The 13,171-nt window shown below is 66.5% G+C and carries 10 protein-coding genes; 8 read left to right on the forward strand and 2 right to left on the reverse strand.

The window, feature by feature from the left end:
* Nucleotides 1-124 precede the first annotated feature (124 nt).
* The gene (locus tag ACZ9AQ_RS12395; protein WP_429205285.1) at nucleotides 125-1,162 is read right to left on the reverse strand and encodes an asparaginase; all 1,038 of its coding nucleotides are present in this window, start codon (nucleotides 1,160-1,162) and stop codon (nucleotides 125-127) included.
* 577 nt (nucleotides 1,163-1,739) lie between these two features.
* On the opposite strand from ACZ9AQ_RS12395, the gene ACZ9AQ_RS12400 reads away from it, so the two are divergent.
* Together ACZ9AQ_RS12400 and ACZ9AQ_RS12405 are read left to right on the forward strand one after the other, a co-directional pair.
* Nucleotides 1,740-2,138 (forward strand): hypothetical protein, encoded by a 399-nt coding sequence (locus ACZ9AQ_RS12400; RefSeq protein ID WP_429205283.1) that lies wholly within the window; start codon nucleotides 1,740-1,742, stop codon nucleotides 2,136-2,138.
* Nucleotides 2,139-2,173: 35 nt separating this feature from the next.
* Nucleotides 2,174-2,569: a hypothetical protein gene (locus tag ACZ9AQ_RS12405; protein WP_429205281.1), complete on the forward strand. Its 396-nt coding sequence runs from the start codon at nucleotides 2,174-2,176 to the stop codon at nucleotides 2,567-2,569.
* Here the strand turns inward: ACZ9AQ_RS12405 and ACZ9AQ_RS12410 are convergent.
* Nucleotides 2,555-3,421 carry a pirin family protein gene (locus ACZ9AQ_RS12410; protein WP_429205279.1) on the reverse strand — a complete coding sequence of 289 codons (867 nt, stop codon included), beginning with the start codon at nucleotides 3,419-3,421 and terminating at the stop codon, nucleotides 2,555-2,557. The genes ACZ9AQ_RS12405 and ACZ9AQ_RS12410 overlap by 15 nt on opposite strands.
* 128 nt (nucleotides 3,422-3,549) lie before the next feature.
* On the opposite strand from ACZ9AQ_RS12410, the gene ACZ9AQ_RS12415 reads away from it, so the two are divergent.
* The 6 genes from ACZ9AQ_RS12415 to ACZ9AQ_RS12440 all read left to right on the forward strand — a co-directional run bounded on the left by ACZ9AQ_RS12415 (nucleotide 3,550) and on the right by ACZ9AQ_RS12440 (nucleotide 13,071).
* The gene (locus ACZ9AQ_RS12415; protein ID WP_429205277.1) at nucleotides 3,550-5,133 is read left to right on the forward strand and encodes a dipeptidase; all 1,584 of its coding nucleotides are present in this window, start codon (nucleotides 3,550-3,552) and stop codon (nucleotides 5,131-5,133) included.
* Nucleotides 5,134-5,344: 211 nt separating this feature from the next.
* Nucleotides 5,345-7,606: an ATP-binding protein gene (locus ACZ9AQ_RS12420; protein WP_429205276.1), complete on the forward strand. Its 2,262-nt coding sequence runs from the start codon at nucleotides 5,345-5,347 to the stop codon at nucleotides 7,604-7,606.
* 360 nt (nucleotides 7,607-7,966) lie between these two features.
* Entirely contained in the window at nucleotides 7,967-9,061 is a 1,095-nt protein-coding gene (galT, locus tag ACZ9AQ_RS12425; RefSeq protein ID WP_429205275.1) for a galactose-1-phosphate uridylyltransferase, read from the forward strand.
* Entirely contained in the window at nucleotides 9,058-10,161 is a 1,104-nt protein-coding gene (locus tag ACZ9AQ_RS12430) for a M24 family metallopeptidase (RefSeq protein ID WP_429205274.1), read from the forward strand. The genes galT and ACZ9AQ_RS12430 overlap by 4 nt, the downstream gene beginning before the upstream one ends.
* Nucleotides 10,158-11,273, forward strand: coding sequence for a galactokinase (galK, locus tag ACZ9AQ_RS12435; protein WP_429205273.1), 1,116 nt, complete (start codon nucleotides 10,158-10,160; stop codon nucleotides 11,271-11,273). The genes ACZ9AQ_RS12430 and galK overlap by 4 nt, the downstream gene beginning before the upstream one ends.
* Entirely contained in the window at nucleotides 11,260-13,071 is a 1,812-nt protein-coding gene (locus tag ACZ9AQ_RS12440) for a glycoside hydrolase family 2 protein (RefSeq protein WP_429205272.1), read from the forward strand. Before galK ends, ACZ9AQ_RS12440 begins: the two co-directional genes overlap by 14 nt.
* Nucleotides 13,072-13,171 lie beyond the last annotated feature (100 nt).

Raw genomic sequence — 13,171 nt, forward strand, 5'->3', positions numbered from 1 at the left:
TGTCAATAACCCGTAGAAACGGAAGATTCCGTAGGGAAAGTATCACCTGTTTAAGTCTGAAATGATATCTCCGGTATGCCAGCTGTTGTAAGTACGCATCGCGCCTTGCCCGGCGAATGCAGGCCTATATGCCCCGCATCCCCGCCGCCTCCAGCGTGAACAGGGGACGAATGTCGCCCGCGACCATGCCGCGCGCATTCTTGATGGCGGGCTGGCGGTAGCGCTCGAGCGCGGCCTTGCGCTTCGCGTCGAGCAGGCCAAGCTGGTCGAGCACGGCGTACACGGCCGGATGCAGCGCGCGGCTGTTGCCGTCCGCAATCTTGATCGCGATACCGATCCCGGCCGAGCGCACGCCGATCGCCTGCACCGCGTCAGCGCCGATCTTGGCCACCCAGTCGCCGCCGCCGGCCGTCATCCAGTGCAGGTCGGTACGCTCCTGGCCCGAGACCATGTCGGGCCGCGCCGTCATGGCCTCGCCCAGGATGCCCATTGCGCCGCCCAGCTGCGGATCGTTGTTTCCATGCGCCAGGCGCGCATACAGGTGCGCCAGGCGTGACAGCGGCAGCGCATAGTTCGGCGCCGAGCAGCCATCGATCACGGTCGGCATGGCGTCAACAGGCACGCCGGCGGTGTCGGCCAACGCGGCGCGGATCGCCTGCTGCAGCGGGTGGCCGCGCTCGACGTAGCCGGCGCTCGGCACGTCGTACAGGCGGCACCAGGCCAAAAAGCCGCTGTGCTTGCCGGAACAGTTGTGGTGCAGCGGCGTCCACTGCGCATCCTGCGGCGGCTGCGTTCCCGTGAACTCGTAGTGCAGCGGCTGCGCGCAGCCGCATTCGAGGTGGCCGGGTTCGAGGCCGATCTTGTCCAGGATCGCGCGCACGCCCGCGAGGTGGATGTCCTCGCCCGAATGGCTGGCGCACAGCAGCGCCACTTCGTCCTGCGTGAGACCAAAGCGCGCCGGGCCGTCGGACAGGATGAAGGGCAGGGCCTGGAAGGGTTTGAGCGCGGAACGGGTGAAGGTCGGATAGTCCGGGTCGCCCGCCGACCACAACAGCCGGCCGCGGGTGTCGACCACGGCGACCGAACCCCAGTGGACGTTCTCGATCACATTGCCGGAGTCGGGATAGCCGCGCGTGGTCGCGACAAGAGGAATCGCTTGCATGGGTTGGGTCTGGTTGGTTGTCGATGGCCCTAATGTACGGCATCTGCACGCAATCCAGACACACGCTTGACACGCTCGTCGCCGAAGCCGGCATCCGGTCGGGGGCGATGACCGGCTCGGATCGACGCGCGTTTCCTGCATCGAATTCAGGCTGAACGTCCCCCTTGTCTGCACCGGAAATTTTGCCGTGTTCGCCGCCATGTCGGCCGCCGTGTTCGCCGGCCCGGCGGCTGCGCCGGGCCACGCCATCGGCCTTGAAAACGGCCGCGAAAATGGCATCGACAGCGGCCCGAAAACAGGCATGCAGACGGGGTGCAGACGGGGTGCAGACGTGCCCGATCCGGGGGGCATATGCACCTCCCGTTCACTTCGCGTTTTGAGCATTTCGTCGCGCGTTTCGGCGCTTCGTCCCACTGCCGCTTGAGCGTGCGCGAAGTCTGGCTAGACTGGTCCCATCGCCAGACGAACAGCAGCCCTGGCGACGACGAAACACGTGGACCACGCGGCCTCTTCATGAGCGATCGAGCGCTTGCCGCGCAGGCCCTTCTCTCGCATTCCACCTGAAAGGAAAGACATCATGCGCATCAAGCACATCGCCATGTTCGCCATCACCGCCGCCACCGCTTCCCTGTCGCTGTCCAGCCTTGCCGCCCCGCAGGGCGCCGGCAAGGAAGTGGTGGAAGTGCGCAGCTCCTATCAACAAGTGCGCATGCCGCCGTTCGCCTACGACCGCGTGCAGGGCGAATATGCGCTTGAGGACGGCCGCGTCCTGCAGGTCAGCGGCAAGGTCGAGGGCGGCAAGCGCACGCTGTACGCCGACCTGGGCGAGGGTCCGGTCGAACTCATCCACGTCGGCAAGAAGCGCTTCGTCGCGGTGGGCAAGGACCTGAACATGCGCTTCGAGGGCGAGCGCGCGGCGCACACCGTCTACGTACGCGAAGCCGGCAACCGCGCGCTGGCCGCGACCCAGCGCTGATCCGCGTGCGCACCCAACCTGACAGGAGGAGCACCATGCGCATCCGGCATATCGCCCTGTTGGCCGCGGCAGCCCTGGCGGCGATTCCCGCGTTCGCCGCCGCGCTCGCCGCCGCGCCGGCCGCTGCCGAAGGCGCCGCCGCTGGCACCCAGGCAGTCCAGGAGAAGAAGGCCTGGCTCGATCCATTGATGAGCAAGCGCATGCAGGGCGTCTACCGGCTCGACGATGGCCGCACCCTGCATGTGAGCGAACGCCGCCGCAAGCTGTATGCGGACCTCGGCGCCGGGCCGGTCGAGATCGTCCACACCGGCGGCGACCGCTTCGAAGCGGTGGGCGGCGACCTGAGACTGAACTTCGAAGGCGGCCCGTTCCCCTACGCCGTGGTGCTCGAGACCGGCCCCGACCGCCGGGTGGCCTCAAGCGGGCGTTGAACCGAAGCGCCCGGCCTGGTAATCGGCGATCGCCTGCACGATCTCTTCGCGGGTGGTCATGACGAAGGGGCCGTGCGCCACCACCGGTTCGCGGATCGGTTCGGCATGGCCGAACAGCAGCAGCGAATCGGCTTCGGCCCGGATGTGCAGGGCGTCGCCGTCGTCATCGAGTTCCACGAGCTGGCAAGCGTCGACGGGATCGCCGTGCTCGCCCACGCCGATGCGTCCACGCACCACGTACAGCAGCACGTTGCGTCCCTGCAGACCGGCTACCCTCAATCGTCCTCCGGCCTGCATCGCGACCGTGCTCATGAACACGCCGGTCAGCGACTGCACCGGACCGGTGCTGCCGTCCCACTGGCCGGCGACCAGGTGCAGCGTCACCTTGCCGCCGTCGAGCGACAGGGCGGGGATCTGGTCGCGCTGCAGGCCGGTATAGGCGGGCGCGCTCATCTTCAGGCGCGACGGAAGGTTCACCCACAGCTGCAGGATCTCGAGCGGGCCGCCGTGTTCCATGAAGTCGCGCGGCGACACCTCGGCGTGCACGATGCCGCTGCCGGCCGTCATCCACTGGACGCCGCCGGCGTGGATCACGCTCTCATGGCCGGCGCTGTCGCGGTGCGCGAGCATGCCGTCGACGATGAACGTGACCGTCTCGAAGCCGCGGTGCGGATGCGGCCCGAACGGCAGGCCGCGGTTGTGCGGGCCGTAGACCTGCGGGCCGTGGTGGTTCAGGAACAGGAAAGGATCGATCTGATCGAGCCGGTCCGAGGGCACGGGACGCTGCGTCAGCAGGTCGCCGATGTCGTCGCGCAGGGCGGGGTGCAGGCGGCGGATGGTCTTGTCGGTCATGGTGCGTTTTCTCTTGGTGCGGAGCGTGTAACGATACGCGCAAAACCGGGATCGGGCGCGCACATGCCTGTGCTAGACTCCTCGCGCCTTTGCAATCCTGCGCCGTATTCCCGGAGACCCTGCGCCGTATGTACAAGAAAGCCTTGATCGTCAGCCTGGTGCTGGCGTGGACCACCGCCACCGCCACCGCCACCGCCACCGCCACTGCCGCCGCACTCGCGGCGCCTCCCGCGTCCTCCGCGCCTGTCGCATCCTCCGCGTCGGCGACGACGCCGAGCGACATTGCCGTCAGCGCTGCCAAGTATGCGGTCCAGACCTACCGCAACGACGTGGTCGACACCCTGGCCAGGCTGGTGAGCTTCAATACGGTGGCCGATGCGCGCTACCCGTCCGACCAGAACCCGGTCCACATCGCGTTCAAGGCCGCCTTGAAAGAAGAGGCCGAGCGCCTCGGGCTCGATGTCCAGGACCATGGCTGGACCGTCATCATCGGTCTCGGCGAGGGCAGCGAGCGCCTCGGCATCGTGACCCATGGCGACGTGCAGCCGGTCGACCCGGCCAAATGGAAGAAGTCGCCCTTCGTGCTCGACCGCACCAGCGAGCCGGGCAAGCTGATCGCGCGCGGCGCCGAGGACGACAAGGGACCGATCGCCACCGCGCTGTATGCGATGAAGACGATCCGCGACCGCCAGATCCCCTTGAGCAAGCGCATCGAGCTGTACGTGTACATGGGCGAGGAATCGGACTGGGGACCCTTGACCGAATTCCTCAAGACCCACGTGCCGCCGCAAATGAGCATCACGCTCGACGCCGAATATCCGGTGGTGACGGCGGAGAAGGGCGGCGGCACCGTGGCCGTGACGATCCCGAAGGCCGGCGCCGCGGTTCCTGCGCTTGGCGAAGCCCACATTGCCGACTTCATGGGCGGCTCCTTCAATACCCAGATTCCCGAAGACGCCGAGGCGCTGGTGGCCAACGCCACGCCGGAGGTCGAGCGGCAGATCCGCGCGCGCGCCGCCGCCCAGGACGACATGCGCTACACCTTCGAGCGCCAGGGCGCGAACCTGAAGGTGGTCGCGAAAGGCGTGTCGGCCCACTCGTCCAAGCCGCAGGAAGGCGTGAACGCGGTCAGCATGCTGGCCGACGCGCTCGCGGTGCGCGGCTGGCCGAACACGGTGGCCGGCGGCGTGGTGAACTACCTGAACGACCTGGTGGGCACCGGTTATTACGGCGAGAAGTTCGGCAAGATCGCCTACCGCGACGGCTTCATGGGGCCGATGACCTTCAAGCCGACCGTGATCCGCCAGCTGGACGAGGGCATCGAGGTCGCGATCAATGTGCGCCGGCCGCGCGGCAAGACGAACGAGCAGCTCACCTCCGAGATCAACGCCGCCCTGGCCGACTGGCAGGCGCGCCGGCTGCCGCTGGCGAACATCAAGGTCGGCGTGCGCGAGCCGTGGGTTCTCGAGCATGCGCCGCAGGTGCCGACCCTGCTGTCAACCTTTTCCTATTTCACCGGCATGAAGGATGCCGGGCCGGTGGCGATCGGCGGCGGCACCAATTCGCGCCTGTTCCCGAACGCGGTCAGCTTCGGCCCGTCGATGCCGGGCCAGAAGTACACCGGGCACTCGGAACACGAGTTCATCACCACCAGGCAGCTGCTGCTCAACCTGCAGATGTACACGGCGGCGCTGGTCGACCTGGCCAGGTAAACAGCACAACGCGGTGATGTCAATGGCAAAGACTTGCCCTTGCGGCTTGGAAAAATTGCCCATCGTCTAAAATTTCTGTGGCGTAAAAATTCGGTTCGATGGCGCGATAGAATGCGGCATCGTGCCTGACTTTCGACTTCTCGTATCCGACCGTGTGGCTTGAGTATCGAGTGGAAGCGGGGTTCCGCAACATCTCGAATAGTTGATACACATGAGCCAGATGATTTCGCAAGCCACCCTGGCCCAGTGCGAGAACGAACCGATCCACATCCCGGGTGCGATTCAGCCGTTCGGCGTCCTGGTCAGCATCGACGTTCCCACGCTGAAGGTCACCAACGCCAGCGTCAACTGCGCCGGGGTCTTCGGCATCGACGCCCCTGCGCTGGTCAACCGTTCGCTGGCGGAGCATCTGTCGGCGCCCGGGCTGGCCGCGCTGCTGGCATACATCAGCGCCGACGATCTGGTCGAAGCGGCCCCGCTCGATATTGCGATTCTCGACCTCGCCACGCAACGCGAGCGGGAATGGGAACTGACTGCCCACCTGCGGCATGGCGTGCTGATTCTCGAGATCGAGGCGCTGGCGCCGCTGGAGACGCTGTCGCCTTCGCTGCAACGTTCGATCCGCAGCGCCGTCCACGTGGTGTTCGCGGCGAGCAGTCTGCTCGACCTGTGCCGGCGCACCGCCGACCAGGTGCGAATGATCACCGGCTTCGATCGCGTGATGATCTACCGCTTCACGGAGGACTGGCACGGTGACGTCGTGGCCGAAGCCAGGTCCGAACAGGCGCAATCGTATCTGAACCAGTATTTTCCGGCCTCGGACATTCCGGCGCAGGCAAGGCGGATCTTCCTCGAAAACTGGCTGCGCATGATTCCGGATGTCGGCTATGCGCCGGTGCCCATCTACCCCGGCCGCGATCCGGCCACGGGCGACGCCCTCGATCTCGGCCTGGCGGCGCTGCGCAGCGTGTCCCCGTTGCACCTCGAGTACCTGCGCAATATGGGTGTCGGCGCCACGCTCACGCTGCCGCTGATCGATGGCGGCAAGCTGTGGGGCCTGATCGCCTGCCACCATCCCACCCCCAACAACCTGGGCTCCGACCGCCGCCTGGGCGCCAAGATGATCGCGCAGATCGTGTCGTCGCAACTGGTGCTGAAAGAGTCGATGGAAGACCAGCGCTACCGGGGCGAGCTGAAACGCATCCATGCGAAGCTGATCGCGCGTACTGAGGAAGAGGACGATCTCGTCCTGGGGCTGGTCAAGCGCAGCCAGGACATGCTGGACCTGGCCGGCGGCAGCAGCGCCGCGATCTATTACGACGGCAGCTGGACCACGATCGGGCAGACACCGGATGTCGTGCAGCTCGAACTGCTCGTCGAATGGGTGTCGACCGAGCATGCCAATGAGCAGATCTACGCGACCAATCAGCTGGGCAATCTCTTCGCACCGGCACGGCAATACAAGGACATCGCCAGCGGCCTGCTGGCGATGTCGATCCTGAAGGCCGACCAGAACTACATATTCTGGTTCCGTCCCGAAGTCGTCACGACCGTGGTGTGGGCCGGCGCGCCGGACAAGCGCGTGCAGGTCGAGGACGGCGTCGTCCGGCTGCATCCGCGTCTTTCCTTCGATGCGTGGAAGCAGGTGGTCGATGGCGTGGCCACGCCCTGGAAACGCGCCGAGGTCGAGGCGGTGTCGGACTTCCGGGTCAGCGTGCTCGCCTACGGCCTGCGGCGCGCCTTCCGGCAGGAACAGGCGGCCAGGGAGCTGGCCGAACGCGCCAGCATCGAAAAGGAAAGCATGGTCCACATGGTGTCGCACGACATCCGCAACCCGCTGAGCGTGCTGAAGATGACCTTGCAGATCATGCAGATGGACCAGGCGCTTTCGCCGGCCATGCTGGGGCAACTGGTCGCGCGTGGCTTGCGCGCGACCGACTCGATCGAGCGCCTGGTGACATCGGTCCTGGATTTCGCCAAGAAAGGGCACGCCGCGATGGCCCCTGGCCTGCAGGTGGAAAACGTGAACGCGCTGATCCGCGAAGCGATCGACCTGGTGCTGCCGCTGGCGAGGAAGGCCGAGGTCGGCGTCGCCGCGGCGGTCGAACCCGGCAAACTCATGATCGCCTGCAAGCGGGCGCGCGTGGAGCAGGTGCTGGGTAACCTGATCAGCAATTCGCTCAAGTTCACGCCGGCGGGAGGGCGCATCGCCGTCTCCGCCCGCCACGGCGACGGCGAGGTGGTCATCTCGGTCGCCGACACCGGCATCGGCATCGCACCGGCGCTGTTGCCCCGCATTTTCAATCGCTTCACCCAAGGCCGCGTCGATTCGGAAAAGGGGGCGGGCCTGGGCCTGTCGATCGTCAAGGGCATCGTCGAACAGGAAGGTGGTCGCCTCTGGGTCGACAGCACCGTCGGCGTCGGGTCGACCTTCTACTTCACACTGCCTCTGCGCCAAGAGGAATATGCCTGACAGCAAAATACGCTGAGTTCGCCCTGGCAGGGTATGTCAGCGTTTTTCTTGGCATCTGGTGTAATTACTTCCAATTTTGGTGTAGGTATGCGCCTACAAGACTCTGCGATGAGCGCGCCAGCTCATGCGCTGTCCCTTATGAATCCGCGTCTTAGCCGTTGGCTGTCTCACCCCTGGGACAGCGCCGTATTGTTTCCCGGAAACTGAGTTTGTACGGCTTCGAAAGTGTGGCGAAATCAGCATGTTAGGATCGCCTTCTCGTGCCGCGAGCACGCCGATGCATTGGCATCCGGCGTGAACGCTTGCGCCCGGGGTGACCCAATGCTTGACCGAACGCTTGACCGAACCTGAACCGTTGCCATGCATAGTAGAGAACTCAAGAAACCGGACGGACGTAACCTCACCCTGTACAGCAATGTGCCGATCCCGGACGGCATCGTTGCGCCCAGCCCGTTCCCGGAGCCGCAGCACGCCAATCCGCATCTGCGCTGGCATCCGCTGCGCGGCGAATGGGTGACCTATGCCGCTTTCCGCCAGAACCGCACCTACCAGCCGCCACCGCAATACAACCCGCTGGCGCCGACCGTGGACCAGGAACATCCGACCGAAATGCCGGCCGGCGACTATGAGATCGCCGTGTTCGACAACCGCTTTCCCTCGCTGGCGCTGGAGTCGCACGATCCGCCATTGGTGACGGTGCCGACCGCGCCCGCCAACGGCCATTGCGAGGTGGTGGTGTTCACGCAGGATCCGCATGCGGCGCTGGCCCGCCTGCCGCTGTCGCGCATCGAGCTGCTGCTGAAGGTCTGGGGCGACCGCACCACGCGCATTGGCCACGAGCCGGCGATCCATTACGTGCTGCCGTTCGAGAACCGCGGCGCCGAGGTCGGCGTGACCCTGCACCATCCGCATGGCCAGATCTATGCCTATCCCTTCGTGCCGGCGGTGCCGGCGCGCATGCTGGCGCAGGAGCGCGAATACTATCTGCAGCACGGCGCCAGCCTGCTGTGCGACATGGCGCGCGACGAGGCCGCCGACGGCCGGCGCGTGCTGTACCAGGACGAGTACGCGATCGCCTTCGTGCCGGCCTGCGCGCGCTATCCCTACGAGGTGTGGGTGATGCCGACCGCGCCATGCAAGGATTTCGCCGCGCTCACGCCGCCGCAACGCGAAGGACTGGCGCGCGCGCTCAAGACCGTGCTGCTCAAGTACGAGACGCTGTGGAACCGGCCTTTCCCTTACCTGATGGCTTGGTACCAGGCTCCGACCGACGGCGCCGAGCACCCGGAGACACAGCTGCACGCCCAGTTCTATCCGCCTTACCGCACCCGCGACCGACTGAAATACCTGGCCGGCACCGAGCTGGCGGCCGGCATGTTCGCGATGGACGTGCTGCCAGAAACCACGGCCTATGAGTTGCAGCAGGTCGACATCAGCCTGGAGGACGCCGCATGACGGGACTGGATATGCGGGCCACGGAGGTGGCCGACAAACTGGCGCTGCTGCGCGCGACGCTGGCGCAGGAAGGGGCCGGCGCGGTGCGCCTGCGCGGCACCGACTGGTTCGCCTGGGTCACGGCCGGCGGATCGAGCGCGGTGCTGCTGACGACCGACATCGGCGTCGCCGAGGTGCTCGTCACGCAGGACGACGCTTGCGTGCTGACCGACGAGATCGAGGGCGAGCGCCTGCGCGCCGAAGAAGTCCCGGCCGGTTTCACCTTTCACATCGAACCATGGGCCGAGCCGGAGCTGCGCGAGCGCTTCGTCGTCAATGCGGCCCAGGGCCGCCCCGTGCTGTCCGACCGTCTCATCGGCGAGGAACGACCCTTGCCGCTGGCGCTGCGGCAACGAAAACTGGTGCTGGGCGACGCCGAACACGCGCGCTACCGCCTGCTGGGCCGCGAGGCGGCCGAAGCGATGACGGAAGTGCTGCACCGTGCGCGTCCCGACTGGACCGAGCAGCAGCTGGCCGGCGCCGGCGCCGAAGCGCTGTGGCGGCGCGGCATCCATCCGGCCCTGGTGCTGGCGGCCGGCGCGCGCCGCCTGCCCCTGTACCGCCATGCGACGCCGTCGCACGAGCCGCTGGGCGAGCGCGCCATGCTGGTGTTCTGCGCGCGCCGGCATGGCCTGTATGCGAACCTGACCCGCTTCGTGAGCTTCGGCGGCGCGGGCTCGGCGCCGGAAGCGCAACGCGCGCTGATGGACGTCGAGGCCACGGGGCTCGCCGCGGTGGCGCCCGGCAAATCGCTGTCGAGCGTGTACCATGCGCTGGCCCAGGCCTACCGCCACGCCGACGTCGAAGACGCGATCCGCGAACATCACCAGGGCGGCATCACCGGCTACCTGGCGCGCGAGATCGTGGCCACCGCCAGCACCGCGACCCAGCTCGAAGAAGGCATGGCATTCGCCTTCAATCCCAGCTTCGGCGGCATGAAGATCGAAGACACTTTCCTGCTCGGCCCGCAGGGACTCGAGAACCTGACGTTCGATCCCGGCTGGCCGGCGCTGGACGTCCATGGCCGCAAGCGGCCGCTCTGGCTGGAGGCGCAAGCATGACCTTGAACCCCGATACTTTCTTTGGCGGCGCGCCCGAAGTGAACGCCTCGGCTCCCGGCCGCGTCAACCTGCTGGGCGAGCACACCGACTACAACGACGGCTTCATGCTGCCGGTGGCGACGCCCCAGCGCACCACGGTGGCGATGAGCCGCAGCGGCGACGACCATTTCCACTTCTATTCGCCGAACCTCGATGCGACCGTGACCTTCGCCCGGGACGGCAGCGCGCCGCAGGGTTTCGGCAGCTATATCGAGGGCTGCATCCGGCTGGTGCAGGCGGAAGGAATCGAGGTGCCGCCGCTGCGCGTGTATGTCGAGACCGACCTGCCGGTCGGCTCGGGCCTGTCGTCCTCGGCCGCGCTCGAGGTGGCGACCCTGCGCGCCATGCGCGCGCTGCTGGATATCGGGCTCGATGCGCTGGACGACGTCAAGCTGGCCCGCATCGCCCAGCGCGCCGAGATCGAGTACGCGCACGTGAACTGCGGCATCATGGACCAGATGGCGTCCAGCCTGGCTGACGAGCGCAATATGCTGTTCATCGACGCCCGCACGCTGGAACATAGCCTGGTGCCGCTGCCGCCAGGCACCGAGTTGATCGTGGTCGACTCGGGTGTGGCGCGCAAGCTCGCGGCCAGCAAGTACAACGAGCGCCGCGCCGAGTGCGAGGAGGGCGCGAAGAAGCTCGGCGTGCAGGCGCTGCGCGACGTCACCGACCCCGCCTCCGTGGAGCGCCTGCCGTCGCCGCTGCGCGAACGGGCGCGCCATGTGGTGCATGAAAACCTGCGCGTGCTCGAAGCGGCGCAAGGCGTGAGCGCCGAGCGCTTCGGCGAATTGATGAATGCATCGCACTTCAGCCTGCGCGACGACTACGAGGTCTCGATCCCGGAACTCGACGCCCTGTGCGAGGCCTTGCGCGCCGCTCCCGGCGTGCTGGGCGCGCGCCTGACCGGCGCCGGTTTCGGCGGCGCCTGCGTGGCCCTGTGCCGCAAGGGCCAGGCCCGGCAGGCGGCCGCCAGCGCGCTGGCGGCGTATGACCAAGATGGACGCCAAGGCCGGATCCTGGTGCCGGTGCCGGCGCCGACTCACAGAAAGGACCACGATGAACCAGTTTGAATATCCCCGTCCACAGCTGGTGCGCGACCAGTGGCTGAACCTGAACGGCAAGTGGCGGTTCTGCTTCGACGACGAGGGCAGGTATTTCATGCCGTCCGACGTCAAGGAGTGGACGCACGTGATCACCGTGCCGTTCGCCCCCGAGACCGAGATGAGCGGCATCCAGGACACGGGTTTCCACCGTGTGGTCTGGTATCAGCGCGATTTCCACCTGAACCCCAACGACGGGCGCACGATACTGCACTTCGGCGCGGTCGACTACAGCGCCAAGGTGTGGGTCAACGGCCAGCTGGTGGCCGAGCACGAGGGCGGCCACACGCCGTTCGCGGCCGACATCACCTGCGCCATGCAGGCCGACGGCAAGCAGACGGTGACGGTGTGGGTCGAAGACGATCCGGCCGACCTGGCCAAGCCGCGCGGCAAGCAGGACTGGCTGCTCGAAGCCCACTCGATCTGGTATCCGCGCACGACCGGCATCTGGCAGACCGTCTGGGTCGAGCAGGTGGCGCCGACCTATATCCAGAAGCTGCGCTGGACGCCGGTGTTCGAGACCTACGAGATCGGCTGCGAAGTGTTCGCGACCGGCGACATCCAGCAGGAGCTGTTTGTCGAGGTCAAGATCTGGCACGGCGACCAGCTGCTGGCGGACGATTACTACAAGCTGCTGGCCGGCGAAGCCAACCGCAAGATCGCGCTGTCCGACCCCGGTATCGACGATTCGCGCAACGAGATCCTGTGGAGTCCGGAACGGCCGACGCTGCTCGACGCCGAAGTGACCCTGCGCTGCGGCGACGTGGTGCTCGACCGCATCCGTTCGTACACGGCGCTGCGTTCGGTATCGATCAACCGCGACCGCTTCATGCTCAATGGCCGCCCCTACCAGCTGCGCCTGGTGCTGGATCAGGGGTACTGGCCGGAATCGTTCATGACGGCGCCGTCGGACCAGCACCTGAAGCGCGACGTCGAGCTGGCCAAATTGATGGGCTTTAATGGCGTGCGCAAGCACCAGAAAATCGAGGACCCGCGTTTTCTGTACTGGGCCGACAAGCTGGGCCTGCTGGTGTGGGAAGAGATGCCGTCGGCCTACCGCTTCAGCCCGCGTGCAATCACGCGCATGGTCAAGGAATGGACCGAGGCGATCGAACGCGACTACAGCCATCCCTGCATCATCGTGTGGGTGGCCTTCAATGAGTCGTGGGGCGTGCCCAACCTGACGCTGACCCAGGCGCATCGCAATGCGGTGGAGGCGCTGTACCACCTGACGCGCACGCTCGATTCGACCCGTCCGGTGATCGGCAACGACGGCTGGGAAGCCTCGGCCACCGACATCCTCGGGATCCACGACTACGACAGCGACCCGGAAAAGATCCAGGCGCGCTACGCCGTCACCGATCCGGTGCGCACCCTGTTCGACCAGCGGCGTCCCGGCGGGCGCATCCTGACCCTGGATGGTTTCCCGCACCGCGGCCAGCCGATCGTGCTGACGGAGTTCGGCGGTATCGCCTACGATCCGAAACAGACCCCGAACCCGGACGAGACCACCTGGGGCTACAGCCGGGCGCACACGGCCGAGAGTTACCTCAAGCAATACCGGCGCCTGTTACAGGTGGTCAACGAGACCTTCATGTTCAGCGGCTTCTGCTATACCCAGTTCGCCGACACCTTCCAGGAAGCCAATGGCTTGCTGAATGCCGACCGTACGCCCAAGCTTCCGCTGGAAGTCATCAGTAATGCGACGCGCAACATCCCGATGTTTCAGCGCGAGGTGGAGGACGGCAAGGACCCGGGCAAGCCCTAGGAGCCTATCCCGGTAGATGGGAGTCGCCCCTGCCGCGCCTGGCAAGCGTGCGCTGCGTTGCTCGTCGTTGCATGGCTCGCCATGCGGCCTCCTCGCGCCT

The organism is Massilia sp. UYP34 (assembly GCF_056279385.1).